This is a genomic window from Streptosporangium sp. NPDC050284 (assembly GCF_044459525.1).
In the GTDB taxonomy this organism is placed as follows: domain Bacteria; phylum Actinomycetota; class Actinomycetes; order Streptosporangiales; family Streptosporangiaceae; genus Streptosporangium.
On sequence record NZ_JBITIZ010000007.1, the window covers coordinates 250,569 to 272,980 of the forward strand.

At 70.6% G+C, this 22,412-nt stretch carries 17 protein-coding genes; 9 read left to right on the top strand and 8 right to left on the bottom strand.

Features of this window, described 5'->3' with window-relative positions; genetic code table 11:
* Positions 1-136 precede the first annotated feature (136 nt).
* From ACIBH4_RS18610 to ACIBH4_RS18635, 6 genes are all read right to left on the bottom strand, one after another.
* A complete protein-coding gene (locus ACIBH4_RS18610) occupies positions 137-484 on the bottom strand; it encodes a hypothetical protein (RefSeq protein ID WP_362504546.1) in 348 nt (115 codons plus the stop codon).
* A 36-nt stretch (positions 485-520) separates the two neighbouring features.
* Entirely contained in the window at positions 521-1,198 is a 678-nt protein-coding gene (locus ACIBH4_RS18615) for a uracil-DNA glycosylase (RefSeq protein ID WP_362504549.1), read from the bottom strand.
* An 83-nt stretch (positions 1,199-1,281) separates the two neighbouring features.
* Positions 1,282-2,157, bottom strand: coding sequence for a carbohydrate ABC transporter permease (locus ACIBH4_RS18620; protein ID WP_362504552.1), 876 nt, complete (start codon positions 2,155-2,157; stop codon positions 1,282-1,284).
* Complete coding sequence (locus tag ACIBH4_RS18625; RefSeq protein ID WP_362504555.1) at positions 2,154-3,767, bottom strand: ABC transporter permease subunit; 1,614 nt, start codon at positions 3,765-3,767, stop codon at positions 2,154-2,156. Before ACIBH4_RS18625 ends, ACIBH4_RS18620 begins: the two co-directional genes overlap by 4 nt.
* A 12-nt stretch (positions 3,768-3,779) precedes the next feature.
* Complete coding sequence (locus tag ACIBH4_RS18630; RefSeq protein ID WP_362504558.1) at positions 3,780-5,108, bottom strand: ABC transporter substrate-binding protein; 1,329 nt, start codon at positions 5,106-5,108, stop codon at positions 3,780-3,782.
* 106 nt (positions 5,109-5,214) lie between these two features.
* Complete coding sequence (locus ACIBH4_RS18635; RefSeq protein WP_362504561.1) at positions 5,215-6,489, bottom strand: ABC transporter substrate-binding protein; 1,275 nt, start codon at positions 6,487-6,489, stop codon at positions 5,215-5,217.
* 128 nt (positions 6,490-6,617) lie between these two features.
* Between ACIBH4_RS18635 and ACIBH4_RS18640 the strand changes: the two genes are divergently transcribed.
* From ACIBH4_RS18640 to ACIBH4_RS18650, 3 genes are all read left to right on the top strand, one after another.
* The gene (locus ACIBH4_RS18640) at positions 6,618-7,124 is read left to right on the top strand and encodes a PadR family transcriptional regulator (protein ID WP_350948533.1); all 507 of its coding nucleotides are present in this window, start codon (positions 6,618-6,620) and stop codon (positions 7,122-7,124) included.
* On the top strand, positions 7,121-7,882 hold the full coding sequence (locus tag ACIBH4_RS18645; protein ID WP_399172461.1) for an ABC transporter ATP-binding protein: 762 nt from the start codon (positions 7,121-7,123) through the stop codon (positions 7,880-7,882). Before ACIBH4_RS18640 ends, ACIBH4_RS18645 begins: the two co-directional genes overlap by 4 nt.
* Positions 7,883-8,075: 193 nt before the next feature.
* On the top strand, positions 8,076-10,355 hold the full coding sequence (locus ACIBH4_RS18650) for an FtsX-like permease family protein (protein ID WP_362767826.1): 2,280 nt from the start codon (positions 8,076-8,078) through the stop codon (positions 10,353-10,355).
* A 76-nt stretch (positions 10,356-10,431) separates the two neighbouring features.
* Here ACIBH4_RS18650 and treS read toward each other — a convergent pair whose 3' ends face one another.
* Both treS and ACIBH4_RS18660 read right to left on the bottom strand, forming a co-directional pair.
* Positions 10,432-12,153, bottom strand: coding sequence for a maltose alpha-D-glucosyltransferase (gene treS / locus ACIBH4_RS18655; RefSeq protein ID WP_362504568.1), 1,722 nt, complete (start codon positions 12,151-12,153; stop codon positions 10,432-10,434).
* A 565-nt stretch (positions 12,154-12,718) separates the two neighbouring features.
* Positions 12,719-14,377 carry an asparagine synthetase B family protein gene (locus ACIBH4_RS18660; RefSeq protein WP_362504571.1) on the bottom strand — a complete coding sequence of 553 codons (1,659 nt, stop codon included), beginning with the start codon at positions 14,375-14,377 and terminating at the stop codon, positions 12,719-12,721.
* 71 nt (positions 14,378-14,448) lie between these two features.
* Here ACIBH4_RS18660 and ACIBH4_RS18665 point away from each other — a divergent pair, with 71 nt between their 5' ends.
* The 6 genes from ACIBH4_RS18665 to ACIBH4_RS18690 all read left to right on the top strand — a co-directional run bounded on the left by ACIBH4_RS18665 (position 14,449) and on the right by ACIBH4_RS18690 (position 22,299).
* Positions 14,449-16,356 carry a hypothetical protein gene (locus ACIBH4_RS18665; RefSeq protein WP_362504574.1) on the top strand — a complete coding sequence of 636 codons (1,908 nt, stop codon included), beginning with the start codon at positions 14,449-14,451 and terminating at the stop codon, positions 16,354-16,356.
* Positions 16,357-16,515: 159 nt separating this feature from the next.
* On the top strand, positions 16,516-17,241 hold the full coding sequence (locus ACIBH4_RS18670; protein ID WP_362504577.1) for a DALR anticodon-binding domain-containing protein: 726 nt from the start codon (positions 16,516-16,518) through the stop codon (positions 17,239-17,241).
* Positions 17,242-17,284: 43 nt separating this feature from the next.
* Complete coding sequence (locus tag ACIBH4_RS18675; protein WP_362767823.1) at positions 17,285-18,097, top strand: neutral zinc metallopeptidase; 813 nt, start codon at positions 17,285-17,287, stop codon at positions 18,095-18,097.
* A 328-nt stretch (positions 18,098-18,425) separates the two neighbouring features.
* Complete coding sequence (lysA, locus tag ACIBH4_RS18680; protein ID WP_362767821.1) at positions 18,426-19,808, top strand: diaminopimelate decarboxylase; 1,383 nt, start codon at positions 18,426-18,428, stop codon at positions 19,806-19,808.
* A 60-nt stretch (positions 19,809-19,868) separates the two neighbouring features.
* Positions 19,869-21,161 carry a homoserine dehydrogenase gene (locus ACIBH4_RS18685; protein ID WP_362504586.1) on the top strand — a complete coding sequence of 431 codons (1,293 nt, stop codon included), beginning with the start codon at positions 19,869-19,871 and terminating at the stop codon, positions 21,159-21,161.
* 289 nt (positions 21,162-21,450) lie between these two features.
* Positions 21,451-22,299, top strand: coding sequence for a polysaccharide deacetylase family protein (locus ACIBH4_RS18690; RefSeq protein WP_362767818.1), 849 nt, complete (start codon positions 21,451-21,453; stop codon positions 22,297-22,299).
* Positions 22,300-22,412: the final 113 nt, after the last annotated feature.

The window sequence follows — 22,412 nt, forward strand, 5'->3', positions numbered from 1 at the left end:
CCCGCGTCCGCCCTCCCCGGCCCGGCCCCGGGGGGGGGCCCGGCCGCCGGCCCCCCCCCCCCCCCCCCCCCCCCCCCCCCCCCCCCGCCGGGGTGGCGGGGTCGTATCTCAGTGCCGCGTGCTCAGTCTCGCGGTCTCAGTGGTCGTGGCCGGCATGGTCGTGGCCGTCGTCGTCCTCGTCCTCGTCGGAGGGGCCGTCGGAGGGCTCGACGCCCAGCACGGCCTCGCGGGGCTCGATCTGGTCGACGTGCTCGATCAGCCCAAGGACGTGGTCCGGCTCGATCAGCCACTGCAGCGCGGTGGCGCCGGTGTCGTCGGCCGAGACCAGCTCCGCCTGCTCCTTGCGCTCGTCGTCGTCCAGGTCGGCGTCAGGGTGGCTGATCTCCTTCAGTGCGGCGGCCTGCAGGGCGGCGATGTCCTGCACCTCCACGGTCAGCTCAACGGTCAGACGCAGGTAGCGTTCGGTGCCCGATACATCACTCATAGTGTGAATCCTAGTGCCTGGGTGGGGTGGACCAGCCTAAGGGAGTTTCCACTCCACGGGGGTCGTGCCCTGCTGCTCGAGAAGCTCGTTCGTCCTGCTGAACGGACGGGAGCCGAAGAAGCCGCTGCGGGCCGACAGGGGACTGGGGTGCGCCGACTCGATGGCCGGGACGGAGCCGAGCATCGGGCGCAGGTTGCGGGCGTCGCGTCCCCACAGGATCGCCACCATCGGCTTGTCGCGGGCGACGAGGGCCTTGATGGCCTGCTCGGTCACCTCCTCCCAGCCCTTGCCCCGGTGTGAGGCGGGCTTGCCCGGCATGACGGTGAGCACCCTGTTGAGCAGGAGCACGCCCTGCTCGGTCCAGGGGGTGAGGTCGCCGTTGCTCGGCATCGGCAGCCCGAGGTCCTCGGTGAGCTCCTTGTAGATGTTGCGCAGGCTGCCCGGGATCGGGCGCACGTCCGCGGCGACGGAGAAGCTCAGGCCGATCGGATGGCCCGGCGTGGGGTACGGATCCTGGCCCACGATCAGCACCTTGACCTGGTCAAACGGCTGTTGGAAGGCTCGGAGCACGTTGGCGCCCGAGGGGAGGTACTGCCTGCCTTCCGCCACCTCCCTCCGGAGGAACTCGCCCATCTCGGCGATCTTCTCGGCGACGGGTTCGAGGGCCTCGGCCCACCCGGCTTCCACGACTTCGTTCAAGGGACGTGCGGCCATGTGCAGGACCCTATCGAGGTTTTAGGCCCGGTACGGCGCGCGCTGGGAATCAGCGCGTGCCGCACCGGGCCTGCCCCTGTTAACTATTTCACCGAGCCAGCCATCATCCCCTGGACGAAATACCGCTGGAAGGCGAAAAAGAGGATCAACGGGATAATCAGCGACAGGAAAGCACCTGGCGCAAGAATGTCCACGTTGGTCCCGAATTGCCGCATTTGGGACTGTAGGGCCTTGGTCATCGGCTGGTTCTCGGTGTTGGCGAAGACCAGCGAGACGAGCAGGTCGTTCCAGACCCAGAGGAACTGGAAGATGCCGAGCGAGGCGACCGCCGGTTTGGCCAGCGGGAACACCACGGTCGAGAAGATCTTCCATTCCCCGGCGCCGTCCATCCGCGCCGCCTCGAGCAGCGAGCGTGAGATGCCCGCGAAGAAGTTTCTGAGCAGGAAGATGGCGAAGGGGAGGCCGAAGGCGACGTGGAAGAGCACCACGCTCGCGATGGAACCGAAGATCCCGGTCGAGCCGTACAGTTTCGCGATCGGGATCAGCGCGATCTGGGTCGGCACCACCAGCAGGCCGACCACCACCAGGAAGAGCGCGTCCCTGCCGGGAAACTCCATCCAGGCGAACGCGTACGCCGCCATGGCGGCGATGCCGATCACCAGGACGGTCGAGGGCACCGTGATGAACACGGTGTTCCAGAACGACGCGGTGAACCCGGTGGCGAGCAGGTTGGAGTAGTTCTCAAGGGTCAACTCGGCCGGCTTGGTGAGGATCGTCCACCAGCCGCTGGAGTTGTTGGCCGCCTCTTCACGGATCGAGACCACGAACAGGCCCAGGGTGGGAACCAGCCAGAACAGGCCGATCAGTACCAGTACCGCCTGGACCAGGCCGTTGCCCAGCCGGTCCACGATCCTGCTGAGGACGCCGCGAGGTGGGGTGCCAAGGGTGGAGGTCGTCACTGGTTGTCCCTCCTGAACCGGCGGATGTTGAGAATCATGAAGGGAAGGACGAGGAGCAGCAGGAAGATGGCGAGCGCGCTGCCCAGCCCCTGGTTGCTGCCTCCGCCGAACGAGACTCGCCACATCTCCAGCGCGATCACATTGGCCTGCGGCTGCACCGATCCCGGTGCGATGACGAAGACCAGGTCGAAGACCTTCAGGGTATTAATGATCATCGTGACGAACACGACGAGCAGTACCGGGGAGAGCAGCGGAACGGTGATCTTGCGGAACACCTGCCACTCGGTGGCCCCGTCGATGCGGGCCGCCTCCAGCGCGTCGCGCGGGATGGCCGCGAGCCCTGCCGCGATCAGCACCATCGCGAACCCGGCCCACACCCAGACGAACGCGCCGATGATCGCCGGAGTGATCAGTGTCGGGCCCAGCCAGGGGATCCCGCCGAACGCCGCCTCGAAGTTCGACTGCGGCAGTCGCACCTGGTAGTCACCCGGAGCGAGCCCGGTGAAGCGGAAGGTGCCGTCGGCCCCGCTGGTGGCGGTGGCCTTGACGGCGCCGTTCTGCACCGCCTCGACCGTCATCCCGGCCAGGGCCTTCTCGGTGCCGTCCACCTCGTTGGCCGCGCCGCCGCCGCCCTGGGTGAAGTCGACCCAGACGGTCCCCGCCAGTTCGCCGGGACCCGGCTGGACCGCCTTCGCCGTCGAGGCCGAGGCGAGGGTGTCGGGCTTCACGCCCACGAGCGGCAGGAGCACGGCCTGCCCCGGCTGCGCGGGCTGCTTGGTGACCACTCCGCCGCCCTGTTCCGCGGTGACGGGGGACTGGTCGTTCTCCCTGGGGCGGGCGTCCGGGTAGCCGTTGCTCGAGCCGAAGAGACCGGTCACCGAGGTGATCACCGCGTTGGCCACCCCCCGGTCGGGGGCCTGCTCGTAGACGAGGCGGAAGATGACGCCGGAGGCCATCAGGGAGACGGCCATCGGCATGAACACGACCAGCTTGAACGCGGTCGCCCAGCGGATCCGCTCGGTCAGCACCGCGAAGACGAGGCCGATCACGGTGACCAGGGCGGGAGCCACCGCGACCCAGATCAGGTTGTTCCTGATCGTGGTCAGGGTGGAGGAGTCGCTGAAGATCGTCGCGTAGTTCTCGGCCCCGACGAAGGTGCTGCCGCTGGCGTCGTAGAGACTACGGAAGATCGAGTAGATGATCGGGTAGATCACCATCACGCCGAGTACGAGCGCGCCCGGCAGCAGGAACCAGATCGCCAGCCTCGGCGGCGGCCCCAGCCGGGAGGCCCCGGCGGGCACCTTCGCGGGCGTGGCCGTCGGTGCGGCCGCCCCCGCCGTGGCGAGTTCCGGCTCGGCGGCCGGTGCGGCCGGGTCGTCCGACCTGACATCGGCGAGCGCCGGGTGGCCGTCCCCGCCGTCCGTCTTTTCCAAGGGCTGCGGGGTCTCGGGGGTCTTCGAGGGCTCGCCGCCGGACGGGGTGGTGTCAGGGGTGTGGGGGGAGCCGGCGCCCCGCGCCGGCCGCTGGGTGTCGTCAGGTCCGGAGGAGGGACCGCGGGCGGCGTCGTCGCCGCCACGCGAACCCTGCGGGCCGTCTAACCGATCGGTCACGGCCTTACTCCCCTACTTCCAGGCCTTCTTGGCCTCGGCCTCAAGCTTGTCCTGGATGCCCTTGATGTCCGAGGGGGTGCGCACGAAGTCCTGCAGGTACTTCCACAGGGCCTTGCCGTCGGTGCCACCGAAGGCGCTGGGCGCGAGGTCGGACATGTCATAGCGGACCGTGTCACCGGCGGCGATGATCGTCTCGGCGAGCTTCTTGGTCATGTCGTCCGGGTAGTTGTCGGGCGAGACGTTGCGGTTGGGAGAGAGGTAGCCGGGAAGCTTCGCCCAGACCTCGCCGCCCTCCTTGGAGGCGAGGAACTCCAGCAGCGCCATCGAGCCCTCGGACTCCTTCAGCGCCACCGCGATGTCACCGCCCAGCACGACCGGCTCGGTCTCGCCGACCTTCGGGAACGGGAAGTACTTGGCCTCCTCGCCGAGCTTCGCGCCCGACTGCTCGGCAGTGACGCCCACGAAGTCCGCCTCGATGACCATCGCCGACTTGTCCTGGCCGTAGACCTGGGTCACGCAGGTCGGGAAGTCGGTCTGCAGGGCACCGGCGGAGCCGCCGAGCAGGAACTCCTTCTTGCCGACGAGCTGCGCGATCTTCTCCAGCGCGGTGGTCACGCTGGGGTCGGTCCACGGGATCTCGTGCTTGGAGAGCTTGGTGTAGTTCTCCGGGCCCGCGGAGGACAGGTAGACGTTCTCGAACAGGTCGGTCAGGGTCCAGCCGGAGGCGCCGCAGAGGGAGAACGGCGGGGTGCCCGAGTCGGCGATCGTCTGGGCGGCCTTGATCAGGTCGTCCCAGGTGGCGGGGGGCGTCACACCGGCGTCCTGGAAGGCCTGGTCGCGATACCAGACGAGCGACTTGTGGGCCGCCTTCACCAGCACACCGTAGGCCTGGCCGTCGGCGGAGCCGAGCTCCTTCCAGTACGGGGTGTAGTTGTCGTCGATCTGCTTCTGGACCTCGGCGGTGAGCGGCTTGAGCGCCTTCTGGTCCGCGTACTGCTGGACCAGGCCGGGCTGGGGCAGGATCGCGACGTCCGGCGGGTTGCCGCCCTCGATGCGCGGTCCGAGGTAGGCGCCGGTGTCCTCACCGGTGGAGGCGTAGGTGACCTTGGCGCCGGTCTTCTCCTCGAACGCCTTGAGCACCTGCTCGAAGTTGGTCTGCTCGGCGCCGGTCCACTTGGCGGCGACCTCGACGGTCACCCCTTCGAGGTTCTTGGCGGCCGGGGCGGACGCGGGCGCGCTGTCACTCGTGGCCGGTGCGGGGGCGGCCGACTCGCCGCCGCCACACGCGGCGAGTGCCAGGGCGAGTCCCGCCGTCGTCACCGCTGCGATGGTTTTGCGCATACTGAACAAACCTCCTGAGACGTTGAGGCGTGAAATGGGGGGATATGTAGGACGAACAAGCAGCCGAAATGGGGATGACGGCTTCTGCCGGGGGTTGGCCCCGGCCTCATTGGGCCCGGATTATCTCTTCGAGTTGGCCCTTCATGGAGGAGACGACGTCGTTGCTGGCGCCGTCCTTCGCGAAAGGCGGTGTGAGGGCGTTGGAGACCGCGCTGGCGATCACCAGGCTCACCTGGTTGTAGTTGGCGCCGGCGGGCCTGGGCCGAGCGGAGAGGATGCTCTGCTTCAGGACCGGCAGGTAGGGAAAACGCTTGATCAAATCGGGGTCGTCGTACAGCTCGGCCCACACGGGCGGGAACGAGCCGTCGGCGAGCACCCGCCGCTGGTTCTCCAGACCGGTGAAGTAGCGGATGAACTCGGTGGCCGACTTCTGCCGCTTGGAGAAGGCGCTCACCGCGAGGTTGTAGCCGCCGAGCGAACCGGTGCCGGGGCCGTCGAGACCGGGCAGCCGGGTCACCCCGAACTTGCCGGCGACCGCCGAGGTGGTGGCCGGTCCGTAGGCGTGCGGCCAGTTGCGGGCGAAGGCGAGCCGTCCCTCCTCGAAGGCGAGCTGCGCCTCGTCCTCCTTGTAGGAGAGCGACTCCTCCGGGATCCACCCCTCCCGGAACCCGTCCATCAGGAAGTCCAGACCGGCCTTCGCCTTGGCCACGTCCATGGTCACCTTGGTGCCGTCCAGGCTGAGGATCTGCCCGCCCGCCGACTGCACGGCCTCGGTGAAGTTGACGGTCAGGCCCTCGTAGGCCAGGAACTGCCCCGCGTAGCCGCCGATGCCGTACTTGTCGTGCAGGGCGCGCGCCTGGGCGCGCAACTCCTCCCAGGTCCTCGGCGGCTTGAAGCCCTCCTTGGCCAGCAGGTCCCTGCGGTAGTAGAGGAGGCCGGCGTTGCTGGTGTACGGAACCGCCCAGAGCTTGCCCCGGTAGACCGCCGTGTCGACGACCGGCGGCAGGAACCGGTCGAGCGGGAACATCGTGCGCTCCAGCGGCAGGATCCAGCCGGCCTCGGCGAACTCGGCGGTCCAGATCACGTCCAATCCGATCACGTCGTATCGGTCGCTTTTGGCCTGGAGGTTGGCGACCATCTGCGCCCGCTGCTCGTCGGCCGCCTCGGGGAGTTCGAGCAGGGTCGCCCGCTCCCCGGGGTGGGCCTGGTTCCAGCGGTCGAGCAGCGGCTGCAGGTAGGCGGTCGCGGGGCGTCCGATCACCAGGGTGAACGGACCGGTCCCGCCGAACCGCTCACCCTCCTGGGCGCCGGCCGCCGAACATCCCGCCAACCCCGCCACGAGAAGCACGGCGAGCGCGACGGGGATGAGTCGGCGCACCATGACCTCCCGGTTTCCAGTTGGTTACATACGTGTTAGGTAGATGCATGCATGTTATGCATAGCGATATCATCACCGTCAACGGATAACCCCGTAACGCTCACGTAACGAGCTCTCCGAGGAGGTGGGGCGTGCGGCTGACGCTGCTGGCGCTCCTCGCGAAGGAACCTGCCCACGGCTACGAGCTCAAACAGGCACTTGAACAGATCTTCGGCAGCGCCTACCCTTCACCGAACATCGGGCAGATCTACGTCACGCTCGGCCGTCTGGAGAAGGACGGTCTGGTGCGCGCCGTGGACGTCGAGCAGTCCAACCGGCCGAACAAGAAGGTCTACTACCTGACGGCCGCCGGCCGCGAGATCCTCGACACGTGGGTGGACGAGCCCACCGAGGGCCCCAGGGTCCGGGACGAGTTCTTCATGAAGCTCGTGCTGGCCCCGATGACCGGCATCGCCGACAGAATGGCGATGATCAATCGCCAGCGCCGTCACTACCTCGGACTCATGCGTGACCTCAACGAGCTCGCCGAGCGGACCGACCCGGAGAATCAGGTCGCGCTCCTGCTGGTCGAGGGGGCCATGCTGCACCTCCAGGCCGACCTCGACTGGCTCGAACGCTGCCAGGAGGAGCTGAGTTGACGTCTCCCGTGGTTCCCGTGGTTCCCGTGGTCGAAACCGTCAATCTCGTCAAGATCTACCAGGACGGCGGGGTGCCGGTGCCCGCGGTGCGCGGGGTCGACCTGCGGGTGAGCCCGGGGGAGTTCGTGGCGGTCATGGGCCCCTCCGGCTCGGGCAAGTCCACCCTGGTCCACATGATCGGCGGTCTTGAGACGAGGACCAGCGGCGAGATCTGGCTCGACGGGCAGCGGGCCGACACGCTCAGCGAGAGCGCCTGGGCGCTGCTTCGCCGCCGGAGGATCGGTTTCGTCTTCCAGTTCTTCAATCTCGTCGCCAACATGACCGTGGCCGACAATGTCGAGCTGCCCGCGCTGCTGGCGGGGGCCTCCACGCGCGAGGCCCGCCGCCGCCGCGAATACCTCCTCGGCGAGCTCGGCCTCACCGCCCGCGCCGACGCCGCCCCCTCCCAGCTCGCCGGGGGCGAGCAGCAGCGGGTCGCGCTCGCCCGCGCGCTGGCCAACGAGCCGAGCCTGCTGCTCGCGGACGAGCCCACGGGCAACCTCGACAGCCGCAACACCCGCGACGTCCTGCGCCTGCTCGGCGAGGTCCACCGCGAGGGCCAGGCCATCATCCTGGTCACCCACGACGCCAGGGTCGCCAGCCTGGCCGACCGGGTGGTCTCCCTCCTGGACGGCCAGGTCGTCGACGACGGGGGCGCCGGGCTGGTCCGCCGCCGCCCCAAGGGCAGCGCCGGCGACGTCGTCGAGCTGAGAGGCTGACGGTGCGCCTTCCGCCCTCCCCGTCCACGGGTTCGCCTCGGCCCGTGCTCCCGAGGCTCTTCCAGGTCGGCGGCGTCATCGGCCGCGGCATCACGGGTTCGCCTCTGCCCGTGTCTTCGGGGCTCGCCGGTCCGGCGGCCCCGCGGGCTCCGGGGGCCCCACGGGCATCGCGAATCGCGGGGAAGGCGTCGCGGTGAGCACCGTCCGCGCCTCCGTGAGGTGGATCCGTGCCGACCTCAGGGCCCGCAGGGGCCAGGCACTGCTCACACTGCTCGCCGTCGCCGGGATCGTCACGGCGCTGATCACCTCCGCGACCCTCCTGGAGGACGGCACCAACCCGTGGCGGGGGCTGTTCGCCGAGTCCAGGGGCGCGCACGTGTGGATACACACCAAGGACGCCCCCGACCCGGCCGCGCTGTCGAGGCTGCCCGGCGTGGTCCAGGTCGCGGGACCCTACCGATCGGCTCCGGTCACCCTCACGCTGGACGGCAAAAGGTCGCCGGTGGCGCTGCGGGAGATGTCCGCGACGCCGCCGCGGGTCGCCGCCCCGCTGATCCGCGAGGGGCGCCCGCTGCGCTCCGGCGACACCGACGGCGTGGTCGTCGAGCGCTCCTTCGCCCGGGCGCTCGGCCTGAGGGTGGGCGGCGCCTTCCCGGTGACCGCGCTCAACGGCGCCACCCACCCGCTCATCGTGGTCGGCCTGGCCGACACTGCCGACCAGGGGTTCTACCCCGAGTGGACGCCCGGCCTCGCCTGGACGCTCGCGCCCGTCCTGGCCAGGGTCGAGCCCGCGCTGGGCCGCAGCGAGTCGGTCACCGGGCTGCGTCTGGCCGACGGGGAGACCACGCTGCCCGCCGTCCACGGCGCCGTCACCCTCCTGGACGAGCAGATCCAGCGGATGTCCACCTGGCGTGAGGTCCGCGCCTCGATGGAGCTGGACAACCGGCTGCTCGGCCTGCTGCTCGCGCTGTTCGGAATCACCGGGCTGGTGGCCGCCGCGCTCGCCATCGCCAACGCGGTGGGCGGCCGGGTGCTGAGCCAGACGCGCGACATCGCCACCCTCAAGTCCCTCGGCTACACCCGGGGCCAGGTGTTCGGCGTGCTCATGGCCGAGCACGGCGTGCTCGGGCTGCTCGGCATCGTCCTCGGACTGGTCTGCGGGCAGATCGCGGCCTCGTTCGTCCTGGACGGGGTGCCGATACTGCCGCTCTCCCCGGCCCCGCTGCTCGCCATCACCGGTGGCACCGCCGCCGTGGTCCTGGTGGCGGTGGCACTGCCCGCCTGGCGGGGCGGCCGTACCCCTCCCATCCCCGCGGCGCCGGTCGCGCCGCCCAGGAGGCACCTGTCACGGCTGGCGCGCCTGGCGCTCCTCATCCGGCTGCCGCCCGCGCTGGTCCTGGGCACCCGGGACGCCTTCACCCGTCGCGTCCCGGCGTTCCTGAGCATCTTCGGCGTCGCGATCCCGATGATGATGATCACTATTGGGCTCGGCTGCTGGGCCACCCTGGACGACTTCCTGCGGCACCCGGAGCGGGTCGGCCAGGCGGCGGCGCTCACGGTGCGCCCGGACAAGCTCTCGGCCGACGACGCCCTGCGGATCGCGAGGGCCGACCCGGGGGTGCTGGCGGTCTACCCCGGCACCGAGGTGCCCGCGCTGGAGCCCGAGCAGACCAGGAGCGTGCTGGCCCGCGCCGCCGGAACCTCCGCCGAGCCGTACCCCTTCTCGGTCGTCGAGGGGCGGATGTACGCCGCCAGGGGGGAGGCCGTCGCGGGGCAGGGGCTGCTCGACCTGCTGGGCGTGAAGATCGGGGACCGGGTCCGGCTCACCGTCGGCGGCACCCCGCTGATCGTGCACCTCGTGGGCCGGGTGGTGGAGCCCGACCAGGACGGTGAGGTGCTCTCCTTCGGGATCGACAGCCTCGCGGCCAAGGACGCGGTGCCGCCGCAGTTCTACAGTCTGGTGCTCAGGCCGGGCGCCGACCCGGCGGAGGTGAGGGCGCGGCTGATGGTCGCCTCGGGAGAGGCCCTTGAGGTCCAGCGGGTGGTGAATCCGGCGGAACGGCTCGCGATCATCCGCGTGGTGATCGTGGCGCTGATCGTCGTGCTCGCCCTGCTCGGCCTGGCGAACCTCCTGACGGCGAGCGCCCTCGGCCTGCGCGACCACGCCCTCGACCTCGCGGTGCTCAAGGCCATGGGCCTCACACCCCGGCAGGTGGCGGCCACCCTGGTCACCGGGACCGGCCTGCTGATCGTGCTGGGGGTGGTCGCGGGCACCGTGGCCGGGGCCTCACTCGTCGGCGGGCTGATCGACCTGCAGGGGCACACCAGCGGTGTCGGCGCGGGCATCGGCCGTACGCCCTCGGCCCTGACGCTCGCCGTCGCGGTGCTCGTCGCGGTGGGGAGCGCCCTGCTGGTGACGTTGATCCCGGCAGGGTACGCGGCCCGCGCCCAGGTCCCGGTCACCGCGAGATAACCCCGGCTCGTCGGCGTTCACCCGGGACGGCCCCGGGACGATGATCGTCCCGGGGCCGTTCGGAAAAAGGGGTGGTTCAGCCGTCGATGCCGGGGACGTCGGCGTTCTTGAGCGAGAACCAGTAGAAACCGTGACCGGGCAGGGTGAGCAGGTACGGCAGGGTGCCCACGGGGGGGAACCGCACCCCGCCCCTCGCCTCGACGGGGATCATGCCCGCGAAGCGGCGCAGGTCGAGCTCGACCGGCTGCGGATACTTCGAGAGGTTGTTGACGCACAGCATCAGGTCCTCGCCGTCCTCGCGGACGAAGCTGAGCACCGCCGGGTTGCTCGACCACAGCTCGTTGTAGACGCCGGTGCCGAAGACCTGGTGGCTGCGGCGGATCGCCAGCATGTTCCTGGTGAAGTGGAGCAGCGAGGCGGGGTTCTTCTGCTGCGCCTCCACGTTGACCGCCTGGTATCCGTGGATCGGGTCCATGACGACGGGCAGGTACAGGCGTCCGGGGTCGGCCGTGGAGAAGCCCGCGTTGCGGTCGGGGCTCCACTGCATCGGGGTGCGGACCGCGTCACGGTCCTCCAGCCAGATGTTGTCGCCCATGCCGATCTCGTCGCCGTAGTACATGACCGGGGAACCGGGCAGCGAGAGCAGCAGCGCGGTGAACAGCTCGATCTGGTCGCGGTCGTTCTCCAGCAGCGGGGCGAGGCGGCGCCGGATGCCGAGGTAGGCCCGCATGCGCGGGTCCTTGGCGTACTCGGCGTGCATGTAGTCGCGCTCCTCCTCGGTGACCGTCTCGAGCGTCAGCTCGTCGTGGTTGCGAAGGAAGATGCCCCACTGGCCGCTGTCGGGGAGCTTCGGGGTCCGCGACATGATCTCGGAGATCGGCTCGCGGCTGCCCCGTCGCACCCCCATGAAGATGCGCGGCATGAGCGGGAAGTGGAAGGCCATGTGGCACTCGTCGCCGCCGGTCGCGGGGTCGCCGAAGTACTCGACCACGTCCTCGGGCCAGCCGTTGGCCTCGGCCAGCAGCACCCGGTCCGGGTAGAGGCGGTCGACCTCGGCGCGGATCTTCTTCAGGTACGCGTGGGTCTCCGGCAGGCCCGAGCAGTCGGTGCCCTCGCGCTCGAAGAGGTAGGGCACCGCGTCGAGCCTGAAGCCGTCGATGCCCAGGTCCAGCCAGAACCGCAGGACCTCCAGCATCGCCTCCTGGACCGCCGGGTTCTCGTAGTTCAGGTCCGGCTGGTGGTGGAAGAAGCGGTGCCAGTAGTACTGCTTGCGGACCGGGTCGTAGGTCCAGTTGGACTCCTCGGCACCGATGAAGATGATCGGCGCGTCGGGATACCCGGTCGGGCTGTCGGACCAGACGTAGAAGTCGCCGTACGGCCCCTCGGGGTCGTGCCGGGACGCCTGGAACCAGGGGTGTTTGTCGCTGGTGTGGTTCATCACCAGGTCGGTGATGATGCGCAGGCCTCGCTGGTGCGCCGACTCGATCAGCTCCACGAAGTCCCCGAGGTCCCCGAAGTCCGGAAGGATCTTCATGTAGTCGGAGATGTCGTATCCGCCGTCACGTAGGGGAGATTCGTACAGCGGAAGGAGCCACAGGCAGTCGACGCCGAGCCACTCGACGTAGTCCAGCTTCTCGATGAGTCCGCGCAGGTCACCGGTGCCGTCGCCGTTGGAGTCCTTGAACCCGCGGACCAGCACCTCGTAGAAGACCGCGCGCTTGTACCACTGGGGGTCCGCCGAGACGAAGTCCTCGGCCACGGACTCCTGGGAAGGGGAGGGGAGGGGGGATGGGTTCATCGTGTTCTCGCTCACGGTGATGAAGGGCAGGACGAAGTCACCGGATGCTCCGGCTGATGATGTTTGGTGACCGCGCCGGCGGGAGCCGTCATCCCCACGGGCTCCATGCCCCCGGACAGGACGAATTTGTGATTCAGGACTGTCCGTTGTGGCGCTTTCTGGGCCGAACACTACCAGCCACCTGAGACCCCCGAAGCCCTCTTGGCGTGGTACATCGCCCCCTCCCCACGGAATTTTCGCGCGCATCGCGCCACGGCCGCGTAATCGTCGCGTCGCTCATTGTTTTCCTGTGTGAAACATGACACGCCACAGGGGGGTGACCTCGTCCTATGCCCGGGGATCCGGCCGATACACGGATCTTCTCGCGAGGCCGGGGACCGGTCCTTTGCGCGGATGTTGCGAACCGGGTCCCCGCGGCATTCCCGGGGCATTCGCGGGGCACTCTCAGGGCACTCGCGGGGCACTCTCAGGGCATGGAGAAACCCTCACGGAACCGGACGCCCCGGAAACACCGGGGCGGGCACAGGACGGACGGAGACCGGCCCCGGTGCGGAGGGAAAGGGGATCAGTTCCAGGGCGGGGTGAGGTCGGGAAGATGGTCCTGGTAGTCGCCGAGCCAGGCGCCGAACAGCACCAGACCGCGCACCCAGAAACGGTCGTTCCAGCCGTTGAACCGCGCCAGCCCGTCGGGGCCCTCGGCGACCACGGCGTGGAGCTGCTCCGACAGCAGCGAGGGCACGGCGCCGGCGACCCGGGTGAGCATCAGGTGGCCGTACTCCCTGGCGGGCGCGGCGGCCGAGCGGAGCGGGACCCGCTGGAGCGGCTGCTTGACCACGTTGGTGGAGGGCAGCGCGGCCACGCGCGGGTTGGCCGCGTACAGGACCTCGCGGTAGAAGCGCCCCTGGTCCTTGCGGTGCACGCCGACCGAGAGCGCCGCGTCGAAGAAGGCGGGGTGGATGAACGGTGCCGCGAACGAGGCCTCGGGGCCGACCAGGTTGACCGGGGAGCGGGCGATGCCCCGCGCGGTCCTGGTGTGCAGGACCGAGAGCGGCAGCTCGGCCCGGTGGCCGTTGAGCATCGCGGTCGACTGGGTGAAGGCGTGTCCGACGCTGTCGGTGATCCACGCCTCGGCCCCCTCCGACAGGAACGGCACGGACGGGGAGCCGAGCGCGAGCGAGCCGAGCAGCGCGGCCTTGCGCTCGGCCTGCGTGGAGGCACCGAGCGCGGCCCCGCTGACCATGAAGTTCTTCAGCAGCGGCCCTCCGGCCAGCCCGTCGACGAGGGTCCGCCCCGCCCGGTGCACCTCGCGGGCGAACGGGGTGTACCAGGCGTGGTGCGGGGTGAGGAACTCCAGTCGCCGCGCCGCGGCCAGCGCGTCGTCGGGATAGGCGTCGGCGTCCTGGGGGATCACTCTGTGACGCACGCCCAGTTCGCGGGTGATCGCCTTGGCGAAGACGATGTCGGTGTCGGTGCCGTCGTCGGGGCTGGTCGTCCACGACTCCACGTCGGCCCCGCGCGCCACCGCCACCGAGCACAGCAGCCGTGAGTCGTAGCCGCCGCTGACCGGCACCAGCAGCGGGCGCCCGTCGAACTCCTTGTAGACCTCGTGCAGGATCTCCAGGATCTCCCCGGCGGTCCTGCCCGCCTCGTAGGGCTCCTCGCGCAGCCAGCGGGGCAGCATCCGCTCGACGCCGATCCGGTCCGACGCCCGGTCGAAGACGAGCGCGCTCGCCCCCGCGAGCCGCTTCACCTGCGTGTACGGGGTGTCGTCGCGCAGTGGGAAGGTGAGCTGGATGATCGAGGCCCAGGCGTCCCAGTTGATCTCGTACGGCGTGCGCGCGAGGGAGAGCAGCGGCTCAAGCAGCGAGGAGAAGTAGACGGCCCCGCCGTAGGACAGGTAGTAGACGTCCACGAGGCCGAGACCTCCGGTGTGCAGCGTGATCCGCTCACCGTCGTCGATCAGGCCGGGCGTCTCGTAGGTCTCCGCCACCGTGATCCACGGTGCCGCGCCGCCGGGCGTGCGCTCGCCCCAGGCGAAGGCCCAGGTGCGCTCGTCGCGCCGGTACGGGGGCAGCGGGGAGGAACTGAACAGGGCCGCGTTCCCGGCCTGGACGGCGGGTCTGACCCGCGGCCCTGCCTCGCGCAACCTCTCCAGGACGGCCTCGTCGAGGTGCCCGATGCCGCCGCAGACGTACGGCCTCACATTGAACGTCGGCCACTGCACCGTGCTGACTCCTCTGTGTCGCGATTGACCAAAGGGTATCCTTTCGCCCGGCTCACGAAACGGAGGACGGCGTGGCGGGCGAGCAACTCGAAAGCACACGACAGGCGTTGCGGGAGGCGGTGGCGCACGCGGAGAGGGCTTCCGAGCTGGCCCGCCTGCTCGACGCGGCACAGGCCAAGATCGCCGATGCGGAGCGTGCGGCCGAGGAGCTGCGCGGGGTGAAGGAGCTTCTGAGCGAGACCGAGGAGCGGCTCGAAGCCGCGAACGCGGCCGAGGAGAAGCTCCGCAAGGAGCTGGCGGAGCAGCGCTACCAGGCCGAGGTGGCCAAGTGGAAGCTCTCCTCGGTGCAGGTGGCCCGCTGGTCACGGCTGGGCGACGCGATCAAGACGGGTAAGAGCAACCCGGTGCGGCTGGCGCGCGGCCTGCGCGGGGCGGCCAAGCCGGCCAAGCGCCCGACCGCTCCCAAGCGCCAGCCGGTGCCGCGCAAGGCGGGCGACAAGGCACCGGTGCCCGGGGCGTCCTTCCAGGCCACCAGCTCCGTCAGGACCGTCGGCGGCAGGCCGGTGAAGCTCAAGCCGTACCGTATCCCGACCGGCCCGAACACCCGTCCGCACCTCACCGCTGCCGTGATCGCCGCGCCGCACGGCGAGGCGCTGCTGCGTTACGAGTGGCGCCAGACCACCGGTTTCACGCCGAAGGACTTCGCCAGGGTGCTGGCCGCCGAGGTCCCGCACCTGCTGCTGGTCGAGTCGGTGAGCGAAGGGCCGTGGGCGGAGGAGCTGCGCCGGCCCGGCCAGGGACTGCGCGCGCTGCTGGCCTGGTGCGCGGAGCGGGGCATCCGCACGGTCTTCTGGCACACCGGGGGCACGCCCGCCGAGTTCGTCGCCGCGGCCCGGCTGTTCGAGCACGTCGTGACCGCGCTGCCCAAGTCCGTGGGGCCGTGGGGCACCGCGCTGGCGGCCCAGGAGCCCGAGCAGGGACGCCGGGCGCCCTCGCTGGGAATCCTGCCCTTCGCCATCCAGCCGCGCGTGCACAACCCGTTGCCGCTCGCCGGAGACCGGTTCGAGCGGGTGCTCTCGCTGGAGGAACTGCTTCCGGGGCACCTGTCGTACCCGGACGTCCTCACCTCCTACCGCTGGCCCGTCGCGGTCGACTGTCCGCCGGGCACGGAGCTCTGGCGGATGGCGGAGCTCGCCGCCTGCGGCACCCCCATCGGCACCGAGCCGGACGCGCGCCGCGCCCACCTGGCACTCCGCCAGGCGTACGCCTCGGGCACGATGACCAACAAGGTCGACGACCTGCTGGACGCGATCGGCCTGCCCAGCGGCAGGGCCACCCTGAACATCTCGGTGATCATGATCGACCGGGGCGACCTCGACTACGCGCTGGCCCAGGTCGCGCCGCAGAAGGGCGTCGTCCAGCTGGTGCTGCTGTCGGACGCCTCGGACGCCGCGGGGCGTGCCCGCGACGCGATGCCCGACGGCGTGCACGTCACGGTGCGCCGCCCCACCTCCAACCTGACCACGGGGGGCCTGCTCAACCGGGCCCTCGACCTGTGCCAGGGCGACCTGGTGGCGGTCATGGACGCCCGCGACCGGTACGGCGAGCACTACCTGGCCGATCTCAGCCGGGCGTTCCTGTTCGCCAGTGCCGACATCGTCGGCAAGGCGGCCTACTACGCCCACCTGCGCGACGTCGCGGCGACCGTGCTGCGCCAGCCCTCGGCCGAGTACTCCTACCTGCCCGACATCGCGGGAGCCACCCTGCTGGCCCGCCGCGCGGTCCTGCGGGACATCGGCTTCGCCGACGTCTCGGACAACTGGGCCGACGTGCTGATGCGGCAGTGCCGCGCGGACGGGATCAAGGTCTTCTCCGCCGACCGCTTCGGCTATGTCTGCCTCCGCGACCGTGACCGCTGGCTGCTCGGCTCGGCCCAGCTCGTCGACTACGGTCCGGCCGACCCGCACGCCCTGATCTGAACGCCGGCTCCGAGCGCCGGCGACCGTCAGGCGATCGACGGCGCCACCGACCGCCGGCCGCCCCCGTCGCCGCCTGACAACCTCACCGGGAAGTTAGGCTGCCGGGTTGACTTCCTCTCCGGGGCCGAAGCCCGGGGTCGCCACGCTGGAGGGATTTCGATGACGCCCGGCATGCTCGGCGAGGTTCTCGGCCTGCCGCCGATTCCCAGGGGGACGTGGGCGGGGGAGGCGATCTACGTCTCCCCGGTCGCGCTGCGCAGGGGCGAGGACCCCGAGGAGCTGGCGGAGCGGCTGCGCGCGCTGCCGGGGATCACGGCCGTCCGGGTGCGGCCCCGGGGTTTCCTGGAGATCGTGGTGACCGTCCCCGGCGAACTCGTCACGGAGATCGGCGCGACCGCTTCCGGAGCCGCTCCCGGCGGCACGGGCGAAGAACCCGTGCCGCCTCCCGCGGGGGACACCCCCCCTCCCGTGGCCACGGGAGGGTCCGCCACGTGGCGGGACCTGCCCAGGACGTGGGCCAACCCCGGGTTCGTCGTCAGGTACGCGCACGCGCGGGCGGTCGCCGTACAGCGCTGGGCCACCGAACTCGGCGTCGGCGGGGATTTCAGGCCCGAGTTGCTGGAGGACCGCAGAGACCGGGCGGTGCTCAGATTGCTGGCCGAGATCCACGGCAGGCGGGTGAGCCGGGACCCCGGGTGGGCCGCCTACGCCGAGCAGCTGGCGCTGGCGTACCACGACGCGTTCGAGGGTGCCGCCGCGCTTCCCTCGGGGGACGAGGAGCCGTCGGAGCTCCACACCGCCCGGGTGCGCCTGGCGCGGGCCGTGCGGGACGTGCTGGCCGAGGCGTTGACGGCGCTTGGCGAGACGGCACCCGAGAGACTGTGATAGACCCTCCCAAAGGAGTTCAAAAGGATCAGGGGAGAGGTGAATGGTCGGGCCTCGTGACTGGGAGGCGCACGAGCCGCGCCGATCAGGGGTGGTCCGGCGAACGCTGCCGACCCTGCTCGCCTTCGCCGTCGTTCTCGGCGGGCTCGCCTATCTCGGCGGAGACCTCAGGGAACTCCTCGGCACCGCCCCCGGCTCGCCCATCTCGGCCGCGGCGAAGCATCGTCTCTACGGGGATGCCGAGCCGGTCGACGGCCGTTGCGACACCCTGCCGAAAGACATCGACGCCGACGTCGGGGCGTCGTTGAAGGCCCTGGCCGGATGCCTGGAACGGATGTGGGCGACCACCCTGGCACGGGCGGAGATCGACTACGAGCCGCCCGGGGAGGTGCGGCTGGTCGCCGCTCCCGAGGAGGCCGCGTGCGGGATCGACGACTACGACTGGGCCGGGATCTACTGCCCGGGGCCTCGCGTCGTGAACGTGCTGGTCGAGGGCGAGCGGGCCTTCCCGATGATGTTCACGCTCGCGCACGAGTACGCCCACCATGTCCAGGAGGTGAGCGGGATCGCCGACCAGAGGGGTTCCGAGGCCTTCGACGAGGCGTGGTCGCGGCGGCTCGAACTGCAGGCCGACTGCCTGGCCGCGGTGGCGCTGCGAGGCGTCGCACCGCGCCGGTTGGAGAACCTGCGCCTTCTCGCCGGGCGCGGTCCCGGCGCGGACGAGGGGGCGGAGGCGGGCTACCGGCAGTCGCACGGCTCGGGCGCGAGCAGCGCCGAGTGGATGCTGCGCGGTCAGAAGGGCGGCACCGTGGGGTCCTGCAACACCTGGGGCGCTCCCGCCGAGCAGGTCTCCTAGGCTCACGGGCCTTCGCCGGGACGCGTTCGCCGGGCTCCCCGCCGTATCCTCCGCACCCGAGCGCTCGGCCCGGCTCCCCGCCCTGTCTTCCGCGCCGAGCTCGGCGCGTCCGCCTTCGCGCCGTACCCTCCGCGCCCGGCGCCCGGCCCTCCAGCCTCCGGCAACGCGCCCGCCCAGCTCGCTCCCGAGGATCGTCTCGCGATGCGACCTTAAAATATGTCGTCAAAATGGCCCATAACGTAAAAAGTTCGCGTGTTCGAGCAGGATCGCGTCTCGATGGGTGGGCAATCGTCTCAGGGGGATCACCGGGTCCGATAGCCTCGATCGGGTGAGTCGATTCGTCCACCCCGCCGGTGACCGGCATGCAGAAGTGCTGCCCGAGGAGCGCCCTCCGCACGCACCCGCAAACCTGAACGCGCTCGATCCGACCATCTGGCCCCGAACGTCGAGCCGCGCCGACGGCTCGATCACGATCGGCGGCGCGGACGTGAGGGACCTGGTCGCGGAGCACGGCACCCCGCTCTACGTGGTGGACGAGGAAGACTTCCGCTCCCGCTGCCGTGACTACGCGAGCGCGTTCTCCGGCGGCGAGGTCCACTACGCGGGCAAGGCCTTCCTGTGCCGCGAGGTCGCCCGCTGGATCATGCAGGAGGGCCTCGGCCTCGACGTCTGCAGCGCCGGGGAGCTCGCCGTCGCGCTCAGCGTCGGGTTCCCGCCCGAGCGGATCACCATGCACGGCAACAACAAGTCGCTCGCCGAGCTGGAGAAGGCCGTCGAGGCCGGGATCGGGCACATCGTGGCCGACTCCTTCGAGGAGATCGCCCGCCTGGGCTTCCTCGCCGACAAGCACGGCAGGCGTCCCAAGGTGATGATCCGCGTCACCGTGGGCGTCGAGGCCCACACCCACGAGTTCATCGCGACCGCCCACGACGACCAGAAGTTCGGCTTCTCGCTGAGCAGCGGCGCGGCGGCCGAGGCGGCGCGGCGGATCCTCGCCCTGCCCCAGCTGGAGCTCGTCGGCCTGCACTCCCACATCGGCTCTCAGATCACCGACACCGCGGGGTTCGAGGTGGCCGCGGCCCGCCTCGCCACCCTCCTGGTCAAGATCAAGGACGAGCACGACGTCGTGCTGCCCGAGCTCGACCTCGGCGGCGGCTACGGCATCCCGTACGTCGAGGGCGACACCGCGCCCGACGTCAAGGAGATCGCCGACAACCTGCGGGAGATCGTGAGCAGGGTGGCGAGGGGCGCCGGCCTGCCGGTGCCCAAGCTCACCGTCGAGCCGGGCAGGGCGATCGCCGGACTGGCCGGCGTGACGCTCTACGAGGTCGGCACGATCAAGGACGTCGAGGGCCTGCGCACCTACGTCAGCGTCGACGGCGGCATGAGCGACAACATCCGCACCGCCCTCTACGGTGCCGACTACACCGCGCGCCTCGCCTCCCGGGAGAGCGACGCCAGGCCGATGCTCTCCCGCATGGTCGGCAAGCACTGTGAGAGCGGCGACATGGTCGTGCGCGACCTGTGGTTCCCGGCCGACCTGGCCACCGGTGACCTGATCGCCGTCGCGGGCACCGGCGCCTACTGCCGCTCGCTCGCCAACAACTACAACTACCTCCCCAAGCCCGCCGTGGTCGCGGTCAAGGACGGGGTGTCTCGCGTGATCGTCCGCAGGGAGACCGAGGACGACCTCCTGAGAGGACAGCTGTGAAACGACCCGGAGCGGCCGAGAGCGCCGTCCACGGTGTGAGTGACAAGGGGGCGTGACCGCATGGCACTGAAAGTCGCACTTCTGGGATGCGGCGTCGTCGGTTCCCAGGTGGTCAGGCTCATGCACGAGCAGGCCGACGACCTCGCCGCCCGCATCGGGGCGCCGCTGGAGCTCGCCGGGGTCGCCGTACGACGCCTGGGCCGCAGGCGGGACGCCGACATCGACCCCGCCCTGCTCACCACGGACGCCGAGGCCCTGGTCACCCGCGACGACATCGACGTCGTCGTCGAGGTGATCGGCGGCATCGAGCCCGCCAGGGCACTCATCCTGGCCGCGCTGAACAGCGGCAAGTCGGTCGTCACGGCGAACAAGGCGCTGCTCGCCGAGGACGGGGCGACCATCCACGCCGCGGCCAGGGCCGGTGGCGCCGACCTCTACTTCGAGGCGGCCGTCGCGGGCGCGATCCCGCTGATCAGGCCGCTGCGCGAGTCACTCGCCGGTGATCACGTGCACCGCGTGCTCGGCATCGTGAACGGCACCACCAACTACATCCTCGACCAGATGGACTCCAGCGGGGCCTCGTTCTCCGACGCGCTGGAGGAGGCGCAGGCGCTGGGCTACGCCGAGGCCGACCCCACCGCCGACGTGGAGGGTTTCGACGCCGCGGCCAAGGCCGCGATCCTCGCGGGGATCGCCTTCCACAGCCGGGTGACGGCCGCCGACGTGCACCGCGAGGGCATCACCGAGATCACCGCGACGGACGTGGCCAGCGCCAAGGCGATGGGATACGTCATCAAGCTGCTCGCGATCTGCGCCCGTTCCGAGGACGGCAGGTCGTTCGGCGTACGGGTGCATCCGGCGATGATCCCCAGGACGCACCCGCTGGCCGGGGTCCGCGAGGCGTACAACGCGGTGTTCGTCGAGGCGCGCTCCGCCGGGCAGCTCATGTTCTACGGCGCGGGCGCGGGCGGCGCCCCGACCGCGAGCGCCGTACTCGGCGACATCGTGGCCGTGGGACGCAACGTGCTGGCGGGCACCCGGGGACCTGAGGAGTCCACGTACGCGGACCTGGTCGTGCATCCGATGGGCGAGACCGTCACGCGCTACCACGTCTCCCTGGACGTCGCCGACAAGCCGGGCGTGCTCGCGAGGGTCGCCGACATGTTCGCCAAGCAGGACGTCTCCATCCAGACCGTGAGACAGGAGGGGCACGGCGCGGACGCCCAGCTGGTGCTGGTCACCCACCGGGCGAGCGACGCCGCGCTCTCCGCCACGATCGAGGGTCTGCGCGAGCTGGACATCGTCCGTGACGTGGTGAGTGTCATGCGGGTCGAGGGCGAGGACGCCTCCTAGCGGCACCTACGGGGTTGTTCTCCTCCCCGTGGGCGGCGCCGGGGGCGAGGACGCGCCTCCTGGCGGCACCTGACGGTCCGCCGTGGCCTGCCCGCCCGCGCCTGTTCGGCGTCGGCGTCGGTCCGCTCGGCCCGCGCCGGTTCGGCGCGGGCGCGGCCCGCCGTCGCCGACACTGCCGGGGGGCGATCCCGGCCCTCGCGGTGATCATGCCATGTCGGCTCGGCATCGGGTTCCTGGGCATTTGATAACGGTTCATTTGGTGGCCTCTACCGACTTATAGGGTTCTTTCATGCCCTGTCTGCCGTTCCGCGAAAGGGAGTCCACCGTGAAGGTCTTCCACCGGGTGGTGGCGTTCGCCACGGCGCTGGCCGTCGTGGCGACGCTGAGCCCGGCCGCCCACGCGGCGACCGCGCGCCCCTCGAAGAAGATCAAAACGATCGTCGCGCTCACCTTCGACGACGGTGACTCCACCCACCCCGCCGCCGCCCGCATGCTGGAGAAACGCGGTATGCGTGGAACGTTCTACGTCAACACCGACACCGTCGGCGGCGAGGAGAAGCTGACCCGGCGCGAGCTGGCCGCGATCGCGAAGAAGGGCCACGAGATCGGCGGTCACACACTGACCCACGTCCGCCTCACCGAGCTCACCCGGAGCGAGCAGGAAGGCCAGATCTGCGACGACCGCAGGGCGCTGATCGCGTGGGGATACCGGCCCACGACCCTCGCCTACCCGTTCGGTGCGGTCGACTCCGACGCCAAGGTGGTGGCGCGGCGGTGCGGCTACGACGCGGCCCGCGGGGTCGGCGGGCTCAAGGAGTGGGGCTGCCCCGGCTGCCCGGCCGGTGAGCCCTTCCGTCCGAAGGACCGCTACGACATCCGCACCTCCGGCTCCGTCCGCGAGGACACCCTGCTGCGGCACATGAAGCAGCAGGTGCTCAACGCGGAGAAGACCGGCGGCGGGCTGGTTCCGCTCGTCTTCCACCGCGTCTGCGACGACTGCGGCCTCTACTCGACGACTCCCAGGCTCCTGAACCGGTTCCTCGACTGGCTGGTGACCAGAAAGTCGCACGGCACCGTCGTTCGTACCCTGCAGAGCGCCGTCGGCGCCCGCTACCGCCCCCTGCCCGTGCGGGAGTGAACGCGGCCGAGGACCCCCGGAGACGTCCGGGTGTCCTCGGCGGCGGGAAGCCTCGGTGAGCCCGCCGAGACGGCGGGGCGTCAGGATCCTCGGTGAGCCCGCGGCGGCGGTGG

Excerpts from the sequence above, each read along its gene's own strand:
- ACIBH4_RS18610 (WP_362504546.1), bottom strand. The coding sequence starts at position 484 with ATGAGTGATGTATCGGGCACCGAACGCTACCTGCGTCTGACCGTTGAG.
- ACIBH4_RS18615 (WP_362504549.1), bottom strand. The coding sequence starts at position 1,198 with ATGGCCGCACGTCCCTTGAACGAAGTCGTGGAAGCCGGGTGGGCCGAG.
- ACIBH4_RS18630 (WP_362504558.1), bottom strand. The coding sequence starts at position 5,108 with ATGCGCAAAACCATCGCAGCGGTGACGACGGCGGGACTCGCCCTGGCA.
- ACIBH4_RS18635 (WP_362504561.1), bottom strand. The coding sequence starts at position 6,489 with ATGGTGCGCCGACTCATCCCCGTCGCGCTCGCCGTGCTTCTCGTGGCG.
- treS (WP_362504568.1), bottom strand. The coding sequence starts at position 12,153 with ATGAACCCATCCCCCCTCCCCTCCCCTTCCCAGGAGTCCGTGGCCGAG.
- ACIBH4_RS18670 (WP_362504577.1), top strand. The coding sequence starts at position 16,516 with ATGACGCCCGGCATGCTCGGCGAGGTTCTCGGCCTGCCGCCGATTCCC.
- ACIBH4_RS18675 (WP_362767823.1), top strand. The coding sequence starts at position 17,285 with ATGGTCGGGCCTCGTGACTGGGAGGCGCACGAGCCGCGCCGATCAGGG.
- ACIBH4_RS18685 (WP_362504586.1), top strand. The coding sequence starts at position 19,869 with ATGGCACTGAAAGTCGCACTTCTGGGATGCGGCGTCGTCGGTTCCCAG.
- ACIBH4_RS18690 (WP_362767818.1), top strand. The coding sequence starts at position 21,451 with ATGCCCTGTCTGCCGTTCCGCGAAAGGGAGTCCACCGTGAAGGTCTTC.